General features: G+C 55.3%; 14 protein-coding genes. 10 read left to right on the top strand and 4 right to left on the bottom strand.

Features of this window, described 5'->3' with window-relative positions:
• Nucleotides 1-235 precede the first annotated feature (235 nt).
• On the top strand, nucleotides 236-3,817 hold the full coding sequence (locus SV7mr_RS04490; protein ID WP_145269608.1) for a PPi-type phosphoenolpyruvate carboxykinase family protein: 3,582 nt from the start codon (nucleotides 236-238) through the stop codon (nucleotides 3,815-3,817).
• A 39-nt stretch (nucleotides 3,818-3,856) separates the two neighbouring features.
• On the opposite strand, the gene mtnA is transcribed toward SV7mr_RS04490, so the two are convergent.
• Nucleotides 3,857-4,918, bottom strand: coding sequence for an S-methyl-5-thioribose-1-phosphate isomerase (gene mtnA, locus SV7mr_RS04485; RefSeq protein WP_145269606.1), 1,062 nt, complete (start codon nucleotides 4,916-4,918; stop codon nucleotides 3,857-3,859).
• 317 nt (nucleotides 4,919-5,235) lie between these two features.
• On the opposite strand from mtnA, the gene SV7mr_RS04480 reads away from it, so the two are divergent.
• The 7 genes from SV7mr_RS04480 (at nucleotide 5,236) to SV7mr_RS04450 (ending at nucleotide 15,300) form a co-directional block, all read left to right on the top strand.
• A complete protein-coding gene (locus tag SV7mr_RS04480; protein ID WP_145269604.1) occupies nucleotides 5,236-7,437 on the top strand; it encodes a flagellar biosynthesis protein FlhA in 2,202 nt (733 codons plus the stop codon).
• 41 nt (nucleotides 7,438-7,478) lie between these two features.
• On the top strand, nucleotides 7,479-8,675 hold the full coding sequence (flhF, locus tag SV7mr_RS04475) for a flagellar biosynthesis GTPase FlhF (RefSeq protein WP_145269602.1): 1,197 nt from the start codon (nucleotides 7,479-7,481) through the stop codon (nucleotides 8,673-8,675).
• Nucleotides 8,676-8,985: 310 nt separating this feature from the next.
• Nucleotides 8,986-9,786, top strand: coding sequence for a FliA/WhiG family RNA polymerase sigma factor (locus SV7mr_RS04470; RefSeq protein WP_419188085.1), 801 nt, complete (start codon nucleotides 8,986-8,988; stop codon nucleotides 9,784-9,786).
• Between the two features lie 403 nt (nucleotides 9,787-10,189).
• Complete coding sequence (locus SV7mr_RS04465) at nucleotides 10,190-11,935, top strand: SMP-30/gluconolactonase/LRE family protein (RefSeq protein ID WP_419188084.1); 1,746 nt, start codon at nucleotides 10,190-10,192, stop codon at nucleotides 11,933-11,935.
• A 32-nt stretch (nucleotides 11,936-11,967) separates the two neighbouring features.
• Complete coding sequence (locus SV7mr_RS04460; RefSeq protein WP_145269596.1) at nucleotides 11,968-13,173, top strand: glycosyltransferase family 4 protein; 1,206 nt, start codon at nucleotides 11,968-11,970, stop codon at nucleotides 13,171-13,173.
• A 134-nt stretch (nucleotides 13,174-13,307) separates the two neighbouring features.
• Nucleotides 13,308-14,261 (top strand): serine/threonine-protein kinase, encoded by a 954-nt coding sequence (locus SV7mr_RS04455; RefSeq protein WP_145269594.1) that lies wholly within the window; start codon nucleotides 13,308-13,310, stop codon nucleotides 14,259-14,261.
• Between the two features lie 76 nt (nucleotides 14,262-14,337).
• Nucleotides 14,338-15,300 carry an acetyl-CoA carboxylase carboxyltransferase subunit alpha gene (locus SV7mr_RS04450; protein ID WP_145269592.1) on the top strand — a complete coding sequence of 321 codons (963 nt, stop codon included), beginning with the start codon at nucleotides 14,338-14,340 and terminating at the stop codon, nucleotides 15,298-15,300.
• Nucleotides 15,301-15,725: 425 nt separating this feature from the next.
• Here the strand turns inward: SV7mr_RS04450 and SV7mr_RS04445 are convergent, their stop codons facing one another.
• Nucleotides 15,726-16,256 carry a CvpA family protein gene (locus SV7mr_RS04445; RefSeq protein WP_145269590.1) on the bottom strand — a complete coding sequence of 177 codons (531 nt, stop codon included), beginning with the start codon at nucleotides 16,254-16,256 and terminating at the stop codon, nucleotides 15,726-15,728.
• Between the two features lie 243 nt (nucleotides 16,257-16,499).
• Here SV7mr_RS04445 and SV7mr_RS04440 point away from each other — a divergent pair, with 243 nt between their 5' ends.
• A complete protein-coding gene (locus SV7mr_RS04440; protein ID WP_419188083.1) occupies nucleotides 16,500-17,279 on the top strand; it encodes a metal-dependent hydrolase in 780 nt (259 codons plus the stop codon).
• An 86-nt stretch (nucleotides 17,280-17,365) separates the two neighbouring features.
• Here the strand turns inward: SV7mr_RS04440 and dtd are convergent, their stop codons facing one another.
• Complete coding sequence (dtd, locus tag SV7mr_RS04435; protein WP_145269588.1) at nucleotides 17,366-17,818, bottom strand: D-aminoacyl-tRNA deacylase; 453 nt, start codon at nucleotides 17,816-17,818, stop codon at nucleotides 17,366-17,368.
• An 86-nt stretch (nucleotides 17,819-17,904) separates the two neighbouring features.
• On the opposite strand from dtd, the gene SV7mr_RS04430 reads away from it, so the two are divergent.
• Nucleotides 17,905-18,828, top strand: a complete 924-nt coding sequence (locus SV7mr_RS04430) for a DUF1559 family PulG-like putative transporter (RefSeq protein WP_145269585.1) — start codon at nucleotides 17,905-17,907, stop codon at nucleotides 18,826-18,828.
• Between the two features lie 35 nt (nucleotides 18,829-18,863).
• Here SV7mr_RS04430 and SV7mr_RS25060 read toward each other — a convergent pair.
• Nucleotides 18,864-19,046 (bottom strand): hypothetical protein (locus SV7mr_RS25060; RefSeq protein ID WP_419188082.1); only part of this gene is annotated, 183 nt, incomplete at its 5' end.

The following is a 19,046-nucleotide window of genomic DNA, read 5'->3' as shown; positions in this document are numbered from 1 at the left end:
CGTCTGCACAAGGTAGAAACACGGCGGCGAATCTCCCGGCAATGGATAACAACGGGAGCTGATACGACGCTAACGAGACGCGGCAAGCAGTCACCCCGCTATCGAGTCCAGCGAGACACCCACCAGGCGAGGCTCCGACACTCTGCGATCGGTCTGGCGTCTGCTATTCTTGTGATTCCGTTCGCAAGCGAACGTTGTACTAAAGCAATGCCAACAGCTCGAGGAGCCCTTTTCAATGTCTTCGCGTCAAGAAAAATCCCTTTTCAACGAGAACCTCTCGCTACTGACTTCTGCGGCCGATTTACAACGTGCCGTCGGATGGGACAAAACGAAGTCTTCGAGCGAAGCGGAGCGAGACAACCTGAAAAGTTACTTAGCATTGCAGCTTGCCGCGGCGGGGCTTTTGAATCCGGAAGACAACTCGGCTGACGGCATCGCCACGTCGATGTCTGAATTCTCGATGGGGATTTTGGGCAGTATCAAAGAGAAGTCGCGTCTGCTGTCCAGTTACCGTGCACCGATTGATTCTCGCATCGAAGGCTTTTTGCAGCGTTACTTTGGTGACTTGCTAGACGGCCAAGAGCCTCTGCGTTTACCGTCCAATAGTTTGACATTGGATCGCCATGGGATGGCACGCGAGCTAAGCGTTCCTGCCAACGGCGATCATTTCCAGAATGAATTGGTGGACTCCTATCGATCGACCAACGGCATCCTGAACAACCCTCGTGCCGACCGCCGCACGACGGCGGGCACGTTTCATGTTGTCCAAGACGGCCTGCCCATTCCAGGTGATAAACGTGCAGTGCCGCGAAACGTGTTCGTCAACATGTTTCGTGCCGCGATGTCGCCACCGGATGAGTTGACGCTTCTGCCATACACCAGCGATCTCGAGCGTCCGGCCCACACTTGGGTCTCATTGATGCTCCGCCCCTTGGTTTGCCCTGCGGTTCCCGGAGTCTGTGAAGCCAGAACCATGGAAACACGCTTCTTTGTTCCTGGCTGCTTGGTCAGCAACTTGGATTTTGTGGAATCGATCTTTGGCAACGCGGGCGATCCGCTGATCCCACAGAACGATGCGGGCATTGACCCCGTTTCTTGGACGGGACATACCGGTTGCGTGATTTTGGCTCCACATTTGACGCAGTTGACCAAGAAAGAGCTTGGACTTCCGCATCGCGATCAAGCGACCGAGCGTCAAATTGCCGATGACATGAGCTGGACCGACGAATCTGAAAAGTACAACAGTGGCAGTGCATTCAAACTGACTTGTCGCAATCGCGATGGCGTTGTGGTCACTTTGATCGCCGACAACTACTACGGCTATTGCAAGAAAGAAGTCAAAACGCAGATCAGCTATGCCTGTAACATGATGGGCAAAACAGAAGAGGAGCATGCCGGCGGCGCGTTGGCGTTTGCGTCCTATTCACTGGGTGAAGAGTTTCAAGTCAACAGCCGACGCTACAACGGTCGTACGTTTGCAGATGTCGCCCGAGACTACAGCGAATTTGTTGAGCCACAGCCCGAAGGCTACGGCATCGACAAGAACGATCCCTCGATCATTTACATTCCCGAAAACGCCAAGGCAACACTCGCTGAACGCTGCATCAAATGGGAAACAGCGGAGGGCGAGCATCGAATTCCGTTGTCGCCTGAGCAGATCTACATTGCCCCAAGCGGCTACAAGATTCAGCTTCGCAAGCACCCCAATGCACCTTCATGGCGATTGGTCGGCACCGTAGGAGAAGGCGTTTTCTGCCACAAACCCTGCACCGTCAGCGGTGGAGGAAAAAGCGAAATCAGCAAGAGCCTACGCGACTACATGCTGTATGGACCGATCTTTATCGGCGACCGAGACCAGGACTTTGGCAAGCTGGACGAGATCTTTGGCAAAGACTATTCCACTCGCTGGTCGGCACAGTACCAAGGCCGCACAGACTATTCAGATTATGTCAGCCGCAGTGTGCTGGACCCACGCCGCAGTTTGGGGAGCGTGATCAAACTGCTCTCGCCATCGCCGGAGTACAACAACGAGTACAACGAATGGTTGGCAGAGATCCCCGAGAACGTTTATTCAATGGTGCTGATCATCAAGCGATTCACCTCCAATGACCAGCAAACCGACTGGCGAAAGCGGTTTGGCGTGGACATTGTCAATGGCTCGCCGGGACATGAACTGAAGATCGGCGATCGTCGACTGGTCGGGACTTACTTGCGAGTCGGACTGGATGATTCTCGCTGGCGAACCTTTAAGCTACGTCAGGACTTCATCGCAGCGGCCAAAGTTCAGCGCGAAGACGACATCAGCGTGAGCACCGTCGTTCCAGCCGATCAAGTCAGCAACGTGGGCGATGTTCCCGGTACTCCGACCAGCTTCAAGTTCATTGAAAACTGCGAGTATCGATTGTTCCAGCGTCCCGATGACGCGATCCATCGCGGCTTGGACAAGCAAACCGAATGGGACCTGTCTCGTCCCGCTAACTTCATTAGCAACTTTCAACCCTTGGACAAAGAAGACGTCAAAGAGATCGTTCAGGATGCGATTGAATTTGACAAGTTCACCGGTCCAATGTCTGAACTGCTGCGCAAGAGCTATGCCTCGGGCGATAGCTACGTTGTCTGCACGTCGAATCCTCGAATTGTCGATGGCAAGCAAACCAAGAACCCGCGTTACCTACAAGACCGTCCCGACATGGTCTTTGCACGCGACACCTATGTAGCGCGACGCGGCGTGCAGTTCTATCGCGGGTTGAAAGGTGATGAGCCCATTCACATGCCCGTTGGTGCGGTACTTGGCGGACGCCGAAACAATCCACCGGACAAAGAAACCGGCATTCGCTCACTGGCTGTCTATTCGCCGATCCATTATCAGGAACTGCCTGAATTGGTGATGGACTACCTCTGCTCGTTGACTGGGAAAAGCCCAAGTACAACCGGTGCCGGCAGCGAGGGTGCATTGACCAAGGGCCCCTTCAATGCCTTGATGCCAGCGACTGACCTGAACAACATGATCGTGTCGATGATCTTGACCGGGCTGGGTGGATTCAGCACCGCGGCCGGACACATCGGACCTCGCTTTGAGGTCGGTCACGACATCTCCTTGCTGGTTCCAGAAATCTGGTGCCGTCTGACTGCTGAAGAACGCACGCCGCAACACATGATTGAAAACGGCATGCTGGAAAAGGTTGAGGACTTTGAATACAAAGGCCAAATCATTCCAGCCAACCGCTTAGGTTATCGCATCACGAAACGCTTTGTGCGTACTTACATGGCGCGGGTCTTCGACACGCCAAGCAAAGCATTTAGCGATGAAATTTTGCGTCCTGAATCGCAAGACATGGAATCCTACGCCGACGGCATTCTGCATATCGCCGAAGCACAACGGGGTGTTGCCCAGCGTTACCTTGAGGACGGCGGCTATGAACTGTGCTGCCCTCCGCTGAAAGCCATTGTCAGCATCCTGGCCACCGGGACCTACGAAGGCAAAACCATCGACGACCCAACCGTGCGTGAACTCTTCACGCTAGAAAACATGCTGCAAACCGATTGGTACAAACGTCGCCTGGATGAGCAACAACATCGTGACATCCAGCACTGGAAAGCGTTTGTGCAGCGCATCGAAGAGGCGATCACGCAGCGTCAAGCTGATTCGACCGGCGAAGATGGCCAACTGGAACAGCGTTTGCGCTACGCACAGGACCAGCTGGCGATCGCAGAATCGCCCGAATACTTGAAGTCGCTGGTCGGCACGTTGGGTGCAGACCCGATGCGAGTCTCCGTGGACGATCCCTCCCTGGTGGATCGTTTGGCTGGCGTTTAAGCAAACGCCAGGTGATGCGAAGCCGCCACAAGCGGGCGGCTAGTTGGCCGACGCGGACGCAAAGTGCTCCGCGATTTTTTCGGCATTGGGCTCAGCAATGATGCCTTGCTCTGTAATGATCGCATCGACATAACTAGCCGGAGTGACATCAAACGCCGGGTTCAGCACGCTGGCCTGATCGGGAACAATCTTGATCCCATAAGGTGCTGCAACCTCATCCCGGTCTCGCTGCTCGATCGGGATGTCATCTCCAGACATCAATTTCAGATCAAAGGTATTGGTTGGCGCGGCAACATAAAAAGGCAAACCGTGATGCTTGGCCAGCACAGCGACTGGGTAGGTGCCAATTTTATTGGCCACGTCACCGCTGGCGCTGATTCGATCGGCGCCCACGATCACCGCGTCGATTTTTCCAAGACGCATCAACGACCCAGCCATCGAATCGGTGATCACGGTCACATCCACACCTGCTTGGGAGAGCTCCCAAGCTGTCAGCCGACCACCTTGCAACAAGGGACGCGTCTCATCGGCGAAAACCTTGGGCTTGCGACCTTGTTCTTGCAAGCAGTAAATGGGAGCCAATGCGGTGCCCCAAGTGGAAGTGGCTAAGCCTCCCGCATTGCAGTGCGTCAAGATGGATCGCGACTCTTGTAACAAGCCGGCTCCATGACGTCCTATCGCGTGACACATGGTGCGATCGTGCTCGTGAATGGCTCGCGCCTCGCTCAGCAAGGTCTCGCGCAGTTGCGGCAACGCCGTCGTCTCCACAATCTCACGCATTCGGTCGAGCGCCCAAAACAGATTCACCGCCGTCGGCCGACTGGTCGCCAAATAATCAATCGCGGCCAAGTAATCCGCTTGACTGGCTCCTGGTTGATACGCAGCCTGATGACCTTGGTCTGATGACGGAGCGGTCAGACAGACTCCGTAGGCTGCGGCGATCCCGATCGCTGGCGCACCTCGCACAACCAAACGCTTGATGGCATCAAATGTTTGAGCGACGCTCTGGCAGTGAAAGTAAGTTAACTCCTGCGGCAGAAGTGTCTGGTCAATCAGAATCAGCGTCTCGTTTTCGAACTGCAAGGTTTCCGGAGCAGTCATTTCTAAGCATCCTGAATCACAATGAGAAGTGGTTTGCACGTGCTGAAAAGCATAGCGTTCCCAGCTTGATGCAGCGAGCGTTCAGATTTGAGGTGATTGTGATTGTTGGGTGAAACTGCAGAGTAGCTGGCATCGATCGATCCAGTGCCAATGGACTGGCGTCAACACGCCAGGTGGCGTTGTTTCACGGCGTGAAACTCAGGTTCTCGGTAAAGTCTTCATGAATCATCTGGATTCCAGCGGGAACAATTGTTTACCTTCGCCGCAGAGCCACAGGGAAGTGGCCGCTTCGCCCACCTTTTTGGAACACGCCAACTGTGGCTTGGTTGGAACGTACACGTCCGTGGTTGCTCCCCGTTGGGCTGTTATTGTGCCTGGCGGTGATCCTCATGCCGCTGCCACCGGTAGCGATGGACATGTTGCTGGCGGGCAATCTAGCCCTGGCGGTGATCATTTTCGTCACGGCACTGCGCATCAGCACGCCGTTGGAATTCAGCGTGTTTCCCACCATTCTGCTGGCAACCACGCTGTCGCGTTTAGTGTTAAACATTGCCACGACGCGACTGATTCTGACCAACGCGGTAACCGATGGCCCAAGCGCAGCTGGCGACGTGATCCGAGTCTTTGGGCAATTCGTTGCCGGCAATCAGATCGAAGTCGGGCTGGTCATTTTTGCCATTTTGATCGTCGTTCAGTTTGTTGTCATCACCAAGGGAGCCACTCGGATCAGCGAAGTGGCGGCCCGCTTCGCGCTCGACGGGATGCCGGGGCGACAATCAGCCATCGAAGCGGATCTCAACGGCGGCAAGATTGATGCTCAAGAGGCTGCTGAGAAACGGGAAAACCTGATCGCCGAAGCAGACTTTTACGCGGCGATGGACGGGGCAGGGAAGTTTGTTCGTGGCGATGCAATCGCGGGCCTGATCATCACCGCCATCAACCTGATCGGTGGTCTGTACCTGGGCGTGGTGGTCTTTGGGATGCCATTCGCTGATGCGACCTCCACACTGACCAAGCTGACCATTGGTGATGGCTTGGTCAGTCAAATCCCTTCCTTGCTGATCTCCTTGGCGGCTGGCATTTTGGTCACTCGCGGGACACGGCGCAGCAACCTTTCGGACAACGTGGTCACCCAGTTGCTGGGGAATTATCAGTCGCTGGTTCTAACGGGCATCTTTCTGTTGGCGTTGACCCTGACCGGTCTGCCTCGAATGCCCTTGATCTTGCTTAGCGCTGTTTGCTTGACGATTGCCTGGAATCTGTACCGGCAACAACAACAGCAAGCGGAACAGGAACAACAGCTGGCACAACAACAATCCATTAAAGAAGCTCAGGCTGGCACGCAAAAGCGAGTGGAAGACTTCCTGAGCGTGGACCCGTTTGAAGTCGCCATTGGGCTGGGACTATTGCCACTGGCCGACCCCAGTCGGGGCGGTGACCTGATGCAGCGTATCGCTAGCCTACGAAATCAAATGGCTGCCGAGGTCGGCATTGTGCTGCCCAAGGTTCGCGTGCGTGACGATGCAACACTGGGTTCCCAAGAATACGAACTGCGTTTGTTTGGTGACTTCGTTGCTCGCGGCACCTTGCACGTTGACAAACTGTATGCGTTCGCCGAACAACCCACCACCGGCACCCTGCCTGGGGAACCAGCCACCTTGCCAACGATCGGCACCTCGGCCGTCTGGATCGATCCCGAACAGCGCGAGCAGGCGTTGATCTATGGTTACAAAACTCAAACTGCCGCAGGCTTTTTAGCGACCCACTTAGAAGCCACCGCGAAAACGCACGCCGATGAGCTGCTCTCACACGATGCCACTCAGCACTTGATTGAAGAGCTTCGCCAGGTGGCTCCAGCGCTGATCGACAACCTGATCCCCAACCGGATCGCGATCGCCGACATTCAACGTGTCTTGCAAGGCTTGTTACGTGAAGGCATACCGATTCGCCAACTGGGAATCATCTTAGAAGCCATGGGCGCGGCGGCGGAGAAGAGCAGTGACACGGGCATTCACATTGAAGCGATCCGCGGTCGACTGGCTCGCACGATCAGCGCACCACTGAAAGACAGCGCGGGCAAATTGCACGCTGTGGTCCCTAGCGACAGCATCCTGATGCAGTGGCAAAACAGCGTGAACGAGTTTCATGCGAGCAATGTTTCACAGTCGCAGCACACCGATTTACCGAGCTTACGAAAACAATTCTTGCCTGTCTGGAACAAAGTGCCAGACGTCACTTGCAATGCGATTCGTCAAGGGGTTAAAGAACTGATCAGAAACGGTTATCCGCCGGTTGTTGTTGTCCCACCACAACTGCGACGTTACGCCAAGGTTGCGATGGAAGCTGCCGAGATCAACGTTCCCTTTTTGGCAACCACCGAGATCGACCACAACACAACTCTGGCCCCGACAGTGGTTTCGCCACTGCCAGCGACAAGTCACCGCGACGCGAGCCTCACGGCCAGCACCTTCACCACCACCACAGGGACCACCCCCGCCACAAAGACCAACGCCGCCTAAGTCACCCTCCTTCACCACACCTGACAGCCTTTCTGTTCCTGATGCAAATCAAAACCTTTCGAGCCGCAAACCTACAAGCCGCGTTAGACGAAATCCGCGCGCAGCTAGGTCCTGAGGCGTCCGTCCTGCGAACGCGACAGCGACGCGACGGATGGATGGGTTGGTTGGGACGCAGTTACGTGGAAGTCGAAGCCGTCGCAACCGAGGCTGCGAGCAGTGAGTCAAGTGAGAGCAGCCAGCCAAACTTGCTGGCGGCACACGAGGCGAATTCAGCGATTGATTCACTGGCAACCGCTCCTCGCGGACGCTATAGAATTCACGACGCAGATTCGAGTGCCAGCACACGCATCCCCGGCCTGGTCGCGTCAAACGCTCCCACATCAGCCGAACCGTTGATGATGTTGCAGCGCACGCTCGATCAATGTGGCATCCCAGCCCAAGTCACCAAACGCTGGCTTCAATCCGCCAACGCGTTCATGGCTGGAACAACGGACACCCGTGGCAGCCTGGCCGGTCTCGATCAATATCGACAACAGCTAGAACTGGCCATCACCCGTGAATTAAGCTTCAGTGGTCCCATCCAGGCATCCCCTGGCACTAAACGCACCGTCGCGTTGGTGGGTCCCACGGGCGTCGGAAAAACCACGACCATCGCTAAACTTGCCGCGGGCTTCGGGATCCAACAAGGCTGCAAAGTCGGCCTGCTGACACTGGACACGTTTCGCATCGCAGCGGTCGATCAGTTGCAAGCCTACGCTGAACTGATGCGATTACCAATGCATGTCGCTCGTTCATCAACGGACTTAAGCGACTCCATCGCCCAGCTCGGGAACGTCGATTTAGTCCTGATCGACTCCGTTGGACGTAGCCCATCGGGTGACAGTCGTCTTGGCGAGTTAAGCCAGATGCTGAGCAGTGTCCCGATTGATGAAACACACTTGGTCATTAGCGCCACCAGCACCTATGCAGTTGTCAAATCTGTGATTGAAGGTTTTCGCGTCACGCGACCCAACGCAGCGATCTTGACAAAGCTGGATGAAACCCCCTACACCGCAGGTGCAGTTGCAGCCATTGCGGCGGAAAACAATGACCGCTGGCAACAACAGGGACAACTACCGATCAGCTACATCACTTACGGCCAAAACGTGCCGGATGATATTGCTGTGGCGAGCAGTGAAAAACTTGGCCACAAGTTATTACCTGCCGCACACCAAATCACTCAGTTAGAAGCAGCTTGAAAAAAACATTTAAGTTGTTCTCACTGAGCAACCGATAAGGAGTAAGTCGAATAACGAACTGACAGAAAAGCACTTGAGCGTTTTTTTCAGAGTCTGTTTTCGACGAATAGGGAACCGTGTTTGAGGCAATCAGAATGATTGAACGCTGCCTTTGGCAACATCAATCATTTTAGACGCGGCTGACCTTTGATCGTTTCCACTTACCTGTTAGCAAGGAAGCTGACTGTGTTAGTGGTTCGATCACAACGCCACAACTGGATCAAAGCGACGGGAAGTCGCTGGCGCAGAATTGAAGTTCACGGAGGATTGGATGCCAGCCGCAGTTTCAACAGACGATGAAATCCTAGAGGTTTGGAAACAAATCAAACAAACCCCTAAGGATGCGGATAACTACGAACCTCTGCGCAACCGATTGGTTGAACGCTACATGCCCCTGGTTCGTTACAACGGCGAACGCATCTGGCAACGATTGCCCGATGGCGTTGAGCTTGATGACCTGATCAGTGCCGGCATCTTTGGCTTAATGGATGCCATTGATGCCTACGACATGGAACGTGGTGTTAAGTTTGAAACCTACTGCGTGCCACGGATCCGTGGTGCCATGCTGGACGAACTTCGCACCATGGACTGGGTACCGCGTCTGGTTCGTAGCAAAGCCAGCAAGTTAGCCGTCGCCAAGAAGCAATTGGAAACCAGACATGGTCGCCCAGCCACCGTTCAGGAACTGGCCGAGCACATGGAGCTTTCCATCGCTGAAGTCGAAAAGATGGAATCCGACGCCAATGCCGTCGGTGTCGTCTCACTGAACAAAAAGTGGTACGAGACCGATAGCTACAAGGATGTTCGCGAAATCGACATCCTTGAAGACAAAAAAGGCGAAGACCCAACTCGACGCGTTCAAAAGAACGACTTGATGCGTCTGGTCACCAAAGGCCTCAATCGCAACGAACGCCTGATCATCATTCTTTACTACTATGAAGAACTGACGATGAAGGAGATCGGTGCCACATTGGACCTGTCGGAGTCTCGCGTCAGCCAAATGCATACCAGCATCGTCAACCGACTGAAGAACCAACTGGAACCTCGTCGCGTTGAATTTGGCACCGCCTAATTGATGGCAACCATCATCTGGCTACCGATCCGGTAGCCAGTCTTTTGCGGACGGCACTCTCTGCCGTCTGATCACGTTGATCCGAATCGCCTTTCCGTTTCCCCAACGCGGCGATCGAACTGCGGCACCAACCGCCAGCAATTTCGACCAAAGAGATCACGTTGACCGGGTGTCGTTTCCACGCCCACGCACCAACAGCGCAACAGAACGCCACCAGTGCAACCCGGATCTGGCAATCCTCAACCGACCGCCAGCGGCACGCTCTCGCGTCTTGAAACGGGTACAAACCGCCGCCAGCGCTGATCTGGGCCCTGCGGTCAGCGATTCACACAATCGTGCTCGGGGGACTATGATATCGGCTCCCCAATCGCTTCCCTCCCCCCCTGCCATCGGGACGTTTCCAATGCGTGTCTGCTGTCGCCTTGCTGCCGGTTCTCTGTTTGCCGCCCTTTTTGCCACTCTGTTTGCCTCTGCTAGCTTGGCTGCTGACGGGCCATCCTTGCTGCCGGATGATGCTCCGATCCAACCCGTTTCGACCGACTTTGAACTTGCCGACGGTGCCTCCTGGGATGGGCAAAGCCGATTGTTCGTGCCGGATGTCAAAGGCAAGAAACTGCTTGTCTTTAATTTGCGCAATCCCAAAGCCAAAGTCGTCGAGCGTTTAAAAGGCATCGCGATCAGCGGGACTTCCTTTCAACTCGGCAAGCTGTACTTCGCTGACAATCCCGGCGCGCGAATCTGTGTGCTTGGCCAATCCGGTCCTCCCCAGACACTGGCTCAGTTTGAAAAAACAGAACGCCCAAATGATCTGACAGTCGATTGCAACGGCAACGTGTTCGTCACCGTGACCGGGAAGGGCTTGGTTCGCAAGGTCTTACCAGACGGAACCACACAAGACATTGCCACCGGCTTGGTCACTCCCAACGGCATCGCTCTCTCGCCATCGGGACAAACGCTTTATGTTTCCTCCGCCAAGTCAGGCAAACTCTATTGCATCGATCTAACAACCAGTGCCGCTGCCGATCAAGCGGCGAAAGACTTTGCTCAGTTGCCCGAAACGGCAGACGGATTCCGCGGGGATGGCATGTGTGTGGATCGAGCAGGCAATGTGTATGTCACTGCCGCAAAGGCCGTCCACGTCTACGATCCCACGGGCACCGAGATCCAGACCATTACACCTCCAGAACGCCCCATCAATGCCATCATCGCTGGCGCTGTGACGGAAAAACTTTATCTAAGCACCTTTGGCGGTCTGTACAGCGTGCCAGTGAACGCTTACGGCGTGGTGCCTAACCGGGCTACCGATGACGATTCGGACCGTGCGACGTCGACCCGTATTCCTAAAAACATCAACGCAAAATTCAATCAAGTCTATCACACCGATGGATCGCGAAAACTGTTGATGGACTTGTTCACACCGACGGAGGGCCCGAGCGTCAAGCCAGCGATTGTGGTCGTCCATGGCGGCGGTTGGAAGAACGGTGACAAGAACAAGTTCCGTGCTCTGGCCGTTCACTTTGCCAAACGAGGCTACGTGGTCGCCGCGATCGAATACCGACTCGCTCGCGAAGCGTTCTTCCCGGCCGGCATTCAAGACTGCAATGCCGCAACGATTTACCTTCGTCAACATGCCAAACAACTGGGCATTGACCCAAATCGCATTGCGGCCGTTGGCGGTTCGGCGGGCGGACATCTGGTGGGACTGATGGCTTCGGGTAGCCAAAACCCCAAACTGCGGCACAGCCAGCATCAGCAAGCCAACAGCCATCTAGCAGCTGCCGCTGTTCTGGCGGGCCCGTTACAAACAACCTCTGGCAGCGTGGCCGAGCGCAGCCAGTCGGCCAAACCGCCGGTCTCAAACGCGTTTCTATGGCTGAACGGAACGCTGCCGGAAAAGCCCGAACTTTACCGCCTCGCGGATGCACACCAACAGATTGACAGCAACATGCCGCCAACGATTTTTCTCTCGGGCAGCAAAGACACGCCAGAGAGAAATGCCCTCAGTCGCACCAAGATGACCGAATTGGGAATTGCCAATCAAATCGTTGTTCACCAAGATGCTACGCACGGCCATTGGAATCGTGACGACTGGATCGAACAAGTCGTCAGCGACATTGACGCCTTCTTCGACAAGCATCTCAACAACTAGTTGTCCCGCTACCTGCAACCCAGGATCCCATCGTGCGCATTGCTCATCTGATCACCCGAATGATCATTGGGGGTGCGCAGGAAAACACTCTGTTCAATTGCCTGGACTTGGTGCGTGACTTTGGCGACGACTGCCTGCTGGTCACTGGACCATCCCTCGGCCCCGAAGGCGATTTACTGTCTCGATCCGGGTACACCGAAGGCGTCAATGAACTGCCTGAACAGAGCAGGGGAGGGCAGTTCGAGATTCGCCAGGTTGACTCTCTGCGGCGCAACATTCATCCGCTGAATGATTGGAAAGCCTACCGTGCTCTGAAACAAATCATCCGCGACTATCGACCGGATGTTGTTCACACGCATAGCGCCAAAGCCGGCTTACTGGGTCGCATCGCCGCTTGGTCATTAAAGGTCCCCGTGGTCGTGCACACGATTCACGGTGCGCCGTTCCATGACTTTCAGCCCAAACCGGCTCGTGAATTCTTTCGCCGCTGCGAGCGGTTTGCGGCCGGGCATTGCCATCACATGATCAGCGTCGCCGATGCGATGACAGACCTGATGGTCTCCACCAAGGTCGCGCCAGCAACAAAGTTCACGACCATCTCTAGCGGCATGGAAGTGGACCCGTTCTTGAACGCGGATCAGCATCGCCAGCGCGTCCGTGAGTCGTTTGGAATCCAGCCTGATGAAGTCGTCGTTGGCAAGATCGCCCGACTCTTTCACTTAAAGGGACACGACGACTTAATCACGTCCGCGGTGGACGTTGTCAAGCAATGCCCGCAGACACGTTTCCTGCTGGTCGGCGATGGCATCTTGCGTCATGAACTGGAACAGCGATTGGAGTCACTGGGACTGCGAGAGCGTTTTATCTTTGCTGGCTTGCTGCCGCCACACCAAGTCTGTGAAATGATTGGGGCGATGGACATCCTAGTCCATACATCGCTGCGTGAAGGCCTCGCGCGAGCCTTGCCGCAAGCATTGATTGCCGGCAAACCAGCGGTCAGCTATGACGTTGATGGAGCCCGCGAAGTGGTGATCAGCGATGTCACCGGCAAGCTGATCCCAGCAAGAGACTGCCAGCAGCTTTCGGCAGCCCTGATTGACTTGATCAATGACAGCGAAAAGCGACAGCGACTCGGCAGAGAAGGGCAGAGGCGTTTCGAAAAGCAATTCCGACACCAGTACATGACCGAACAGATTCGGGCTCTCTACGAACATTTGGCGGCCACACACCGAACCTGACGCATTCCCGCCAGCAGACCTTCCCCAGCACCTGCAATCTGAACTATCATGGTGACCGGCAAAATAGGTCTCAAAGACGCCCCGCTGCCGATCGAACGGCGTTCACCCACTCAGTCCTAATCAGACGGCTACCGATGACGAGAACTCGCGACTTTTTCGGCCCCTATCGATTGACTCGTCTGATTCGCGCCGGCTCCACTTCCGAAGTCTGGGAAGCGATCGAAGAACACGAACAGGTCCGCTATGCGCTGAAGATCCTGAAAGAATCCGCTAGCAACGACCGCAAAGAAGTCGCCTCGCTAAAGCATGAGTTCACCGTCGGGCAAGACATGCAGAGCAGCCCGCGAATCATCAAGGTCTTGGAACATCGCGTTGCCAACGATCGCCCCTTTCTGGTCATGGAACTGTTCAGTGAACTGAACGCCAAACAGGCGCTCCGCCGAGGCCCAGACTCGCTGGCATTCATGCTGCGTGAGATCATCATTCAGGCTGCCGAAGGCCTGTACTACATGCACACGCGAAACTGGATTCACCTGGATATCAAACCAGACAACTTTCTGGTCAGTCGCGAGGGCGAAGTCAAACTGATTGACTTTACCATTTCAGAAAAGAAGAAAACCGGGCTCAGCAAATTGATGCACCGGCCGCCGATGGCCAAGGGCACACGAAGCTACATGGCCCCCGAACAGATTCGCAAGAAAGTTTGCGACGAACGGACGGACATCTATTCCTTTGGCTGTGTCCTGTTTGAACTGGCAACCGGCAAGCCGCCATACACCGGGGACACGCCCAACGACTTGCTGAACAAGCACTTGCAAGCGTTCATTCCCAGCCCGATCCCGTACAACAATAACGTGACCAAAGAGTTCGCGGATTTGACGAAACGGATGATGGCGAAGAATCCCGCTCAGCGCCCCCAATCGCTCTGGGACTTCCTAAAAGAGATTCGCACCATCGAACTATGGAACAAACGACCACGCAAACCGGAAATCAGTGTCTTTGATGACATGCCCGGTATTCGCGGCGCTGACGACATGATCCGCAAACCCGCCGCCGGATCCATGAACGATTTCGACGACGCGGAATGATTGGGCATCGCCCGACATCAGACCGCTCAATCAGACATCGCACCACCACACAACTCTCTCTCTAGGATATCAAACCATGGCAGGACCAGGACTCGACTTTGAAGTTGAAATCGCCGATCTGGAAAGCCGCATCAATACCCTGCAACGTCAAACCGACCGCACCACACCTGCGGATGACGAACTGCGATCGCTGCGTCTAGAGCTGACTCAAAAACTGCGCGACGTCTACAGCTCGCTCGATCCATGGCAGACCGTCCAAGTAGCACGACACAAGAACCGGCCCTATACCAAAGACTACCTCAACCTGGCCTTCGACGACTTCGTTGAATTACATGGCGACAAACACTACGGCGACGACCGAGCAATCCTCACCGGGTTCGCAAAGCTTGATCGCTTCAAAGTGATGGTCATCGGCCACCAGAAAGGACGCACGTTCAAAGAACGCGCCGCATGCCACTTTGGCTGCGCTCACCCCGAAGGCTATCGCAAAGCCATGGCCAAAATGAAGATGGCCGAGAAGTACAAACTGCCGCTGGTTTGCTTCATCGACACTCCCGGTGCCTATCCCGGTGTCGGTGCTGAAGAACGCGGCCAAGCACAAGTGATCGCCGAAAGCTTGTTCCTGATGAGCCAACTCAAGACACCCATCATCTGCGTGGTCATTGGCGAAGGCGGCTCAGGTGGCGCAATCGGGATCGGCGTTGGTGACAAAGTGGCCATCATGCAGCACGCGTACTACAGCGTGATCAGCCCCGAAGGCTGTGCTGGGATTCTCTGGAAAAGCCACGAACACGCCCCCAAAGCAGCCGCGGCGCTAAAGTTCACCAGCGATAACCTGAAACGCCTTGGCGTCGTCGATGACGTGCTGGACGAACCGCTTGGCGGAGCTCATCGCGACCATCACCAAATGGCCGCCCGGATGAAAACCTATCTGTCCAAATGCCTGGCTGAACTGGAACATCAGCCAATGGATCAGCTGCTAGACAATCGCTACGACAAGTTTCGCCGCATCGGCGAATTCATCGAGCAAGCCGAATAACGCCCGCGACAGACGCAGGCAATGCACCCATCTCTTCAAGCGGCACGCTGCCGCTTCGATTGGCGTATCAACTGGAAGGCTTCAACTGGCGTTTCAAAGGTTTCAAGTGGCGTATCAATTGGCGCCGTCAACAACCAAGCCCTTGGTTGTCGACAACCGATCAACGCCTGAATCCAGGCAACGCTTGACGCGTTGAATCTCTTGCATCATGACTCGATGCCGCACCGTGATTCAGCCAACCGATGCTGTCGCTGCCAGTGGCGTTTCCAAGGCAACCGACAAGCCAAATCGGGCAGGCAATCGAGCCCAAACAAGGCAGTTTGGCCCTAAACGCAACGTCCGATAATCACTCTTATGTTGTATTGAGACAGCGAAAACGCCGCAAATACGGCACTTTCTGATCTCAGGACTGTTCGGGTTTGATCTCAGGACTGTTCTGGCTGAAGCTTCTCCAGCGATGGCTCCAGGACTTCCTGCAGCCCGGGCGGCAAGACCTGCTGATTGCGATGAAGAATCGTCGCGATCAGCCGACCACTAGGACTGGCGACGATCGACTCACGCACATCGTCACCCAACAACGTGACCGAAAACAACGTGATCAAGATGCAAACGAAAACACCTTGCAGCAACCCAACCAAAGCGCCGATCTGACGATCAAAGGACTTCATCCTCCAACGCTCGATCTGAGCTCTCAGCGTCATGAACATCGCCCAAATGACAAACGATGTCGCCACAAACAAAATGAACGTCGCCAGATAGCGATCCCATGGTGGCTCGGCACGAATGGATTCACTCAGTCGGCCCGAATAGCGAATGGCGACGACGCTGCTAGCGACCAGCGACGCGATCGACGCGACCTGCCAAATCACGCCCTTGATGCCGCCGAAAATGGTCGCCACAGCCAAGACGCCTAGCATCAAGTAGTCGTAAACCGCTAGCGATTCCATCCAATCCATTCAAGCAATCTCGTTCGTGGCACATCGATTCATCGCCGAACATACAGACTCTGGGATTCTAGCAGTACTGCAACGCGAGACAAAAATCACAGATCTGACCGGCCAAGCGACAACAGCCTGAAGAAGCGAAATTTCGATCTTGTGCTGAACCGCCCGGTCGTGCTAAACAACAACACGGACGTCTCTGACTGCAGCATGCAGACCTTGCCAAGCAACTCAATCCCATTAGCCCCAACACCATCCGTGGCCGACTTCAAAACCCATATCAGCGCCAGCACGATTGCTGGCATTGCCTATGGATACTGGGGCGTTGCCACACAGGGCATGTCAATTGAAACCGGCATCCTGGCCGGTGGGTTGATGTCCGTTGCTGGCATGCTGCCTGACTTGGATTCAGACGGCGGCAAACCACTGCGCGAGATCAGCATGTTTGCCGCGGCCGTCACGCCGATTGTGATGCTCAATCGTTTTCGCGACCTCGGCATGTCACATGAGTCAATGGCGTTAGCCGCGATGTTGATCTACGTCGTGATCCGATTCGGCGTGTTTGAATTCTTCAAACGCTTCACGGTGCACCGTGGGATGTGGCACAGTCTTCCCGCAGCTCTGATCGCTGGACTGGGTTGGTACCTGGTGATGCCGTGCATGAGCAACGGCGAAAGAGCTTACAAAGCGATGGCGGTCACACTTGGTTTCATTGTCCACCTGACACTCGACGAGATTTGGGCGCTAGAACTGGGCCTGGGAAAAATCCGCGCCAAGAAATCGTTCGGCACGGCGCTCAAGTTCTTTGGAGGCAACGCGACCTCGAATGCCTTCATCTATTCACTGCTATTTGCGCTGATCTATGTTGCCTGGAGCGACAATGAAATCGCGTCACGGTTACGGCAACGCGCCCAGTACGATTTAACGCGGCCCTGGTGGATGCAGCAAGCTGACGAACCCACCCAGCCAGCTGAAAACCCAAACTGGAATCGGCTGGACTTTAATTGGGCCAGCACCTCCAAAAAACAACAACGCTAGGCACAGCGCGACAGTTGAACCAACGGGCAACTGCCCTGCCCGCTTTGCCCTGCCCGCTTTGCCCGACTCGCGTCACAGCGTTTCGCTCAATCGCGTGGATCTTGCTCCAGAATGATTGTCACCGGGCCATCATTGACCAGCGACACCTTCATGTCGGCGGCGAAGATTCCAGCCTGGACCTCGTGCACGCCAGCCTCGCCAAGCAATTGCACGTATTGACCGTAAAGCTGCTTCGCATGATCCGGCGCGGCTGCATCGGTGAACGCTGGCCGGCGGCCTTTGCGACAGTCGGCATAGAGAGTGAACTGACTGATCGCCAGCACACCACCGCCGACATCGAGCACCGAGCGATTCATTTTGCCGGCGTCATCTTCAAAAATCCGCAACTGGCTGGTCTTTTGCACCATCCAGCGCACGGTCTCAAGACTATCGCCGTGTCCAATCCCCACCAGCGCTAGCAACCCCTGGCCAACTTGGCCAACGACCTGGCCATCGACACGCACACTCGCTTCACTGACACGCTGTAAGACCACCTTCACTGCACTCGCTCCTAAAACACGCTAAACTAAACCAACACGTAAAACACAACTGGCAACGTTTCAGACCGAATTGATTGACCGCTGCAATGCCTTACCTATTCACCTGCCCTTATTGCAACTCACAGACCGAAGTTGAGGATCAGTATAGTGGCCAATCCGGTGAATGCTTTTCCTGCAATTCACCCATCCAATTACCTGACTTTGACCAAATCCAAGCTCAAGCCGATACGACTGCGGCCAAGCAGGTTTCACAAAAGACCATCTTTCGCTTTGCCATCGCAGGCATGCTGCTAATCGTGCTGGTCGCCGGAACCGCAGCGGTGATCCGTTACGGCGGCACCGGCCTAAGCCGAATCAATGAAACCAGATTGCGACGCACAGAGTCGACCAACCTGGAAAAAATTGCCGACGGCCTGAACGCGTACTACAAAAAACACAAAAGTTACCCGCCTGCGACCACCTACGATTCAACTGGCCAACCGCTGCATTCGTGGCGTGTCCTGATCCTGCCATTCATTGGCCAAGAGGTGCTGTATGAACAGTTTAACCTAAAGGAACCCTGGGATTCAGCCACCAACCTCACTGCAGCCCTTGCGATGCCCGACGTCTACCGCCACCCCTCCATTCAATCCAACGCGGCGATGTACGAGCAAACAGGTTTCTTCTTGGTGACCGGCCCGCAAACCGTGTTCCCTCACAAAGGCAAACTGGACCTGGACACGATGTCGGATCTGCCATCCCAGACGATTTTGGTTGTCGCCACGTCTCCGCCCAAGGGGGCGACAATCGGATCTTGGACCGAGCCCGAGGATTACTCCTTTGCTCGCATGCAAGGCAACATCAACAGCTCAAATGGGACAGAGATTGGCGGACTGCATTCCACCGGAGTCAGCATTGCCACGATCGACGGGCGCAGCCATTTCTTGAAGAACCAAACGGACCCACAGATCGTTAACGCCCTGGTCACACCGAACGGCAACGAGCAACTACGAGACGACGTCCTCGATTAGTTGACTGCACTCTCCCGCTGGCGGGAGAGTCGAGCCTAGGCGAGGTGAGGGTGAAGTGGTTGGCAACGCCAACCGCAGGCCGCCACAACGAAACCGTCGACCATTCGTTGACTGCACTCTCCCGCTGGCGGGAGAGTCGAGCCTAAGCGAGGTGAGGGTGAAGTGGTTGGCAACGCCAACGGCAATGCCGCCACAACGAAACCGTTGACCATTCGTTG

The sequence above is a fragment of the Stieleria bergensis genome (assembly GCA_007745635.1).
GTDB lineage: Bacteria > Planctomycetota > Planctomycetia > Pirellulales > Pirellulaceae > Stieleria > Stieleria bergensis.
The sequence above is the reverse complement of the archived record's forward strand: the minus strand, read 5'-3'. Positions and strand labels throughout refer to the sequence as shown.

What these genes read in the sequence shown, in the direction of transcription:
- SV7mr_RS04490 (WP_145269608.1), top strand. Translation starts at nt 236, where the DNA reads ATGTCTTCGCGTCAAGAAAAATCCCTTTTCAACGAGAACCTCTCGCTA.
- mtnA (WP_145269606.1), bottom strand. Translation starts at nt 4,918, where the DNA reads ATGACTGCTCCGGAAACCTTGCAGTTCGAAAACGAGACGCTGATTCTG.
- flhF (WP_145269602.1), top strand. Translation starts at nt 7,479, where the DNA reads ATGCAAATCAAAACCTTTCGAGCCGCAAACCTACAAGCCGCGTTAGAC.
- SV7mr_RS04470 (WP_419188085.1), top strand. Translation starts at nt 8,986, where the DNA reads ATGCCAGCCGCAGTTTCAACAGACGATGAAATCCTAGAGGTTTGGAAA.
- SV7mr_RS04465 (WP_419188084.1), top strand. Translation starts at nt 10,190, where the DNA reads ATGCGTGTCTGCTGTCGCCTTGCTGCCGGTTCTCTGTTTGCCGCCCTT.
- SV7mr_RS04455 (WP_145269594.1), top strand. Translation starts at nt 13,308, where the DNA reads ATGACGAGAACTCGCGACTTTTTCGGCCCCTATCGATTGACTCGTCTG.
- SV7mr_RS04450 (WP_145269592.1), top strand. Translation starts at nt 14,338, where the DNA reads ATGGCAGGACCAGGACTCGACTTTGAAGTTGAAATCGCCGATCTGGAA.
- SV7mr_RS04445 (WP_145269590.1), bottom strand. Translation starts at nt 16,256, where the DNA reads ATGGATTGGATGGAATCGCTAGCGGTTTACGACTACTTGATGCTAGGC.
- SV7mr_RS04430 (WP_145269585.1), top strand. Translation starts at nt 17,905, where the DNA reads ATGCCTTACCTATTCACCTGCCCTTATTGCAACTCACAGACCGAAGTT.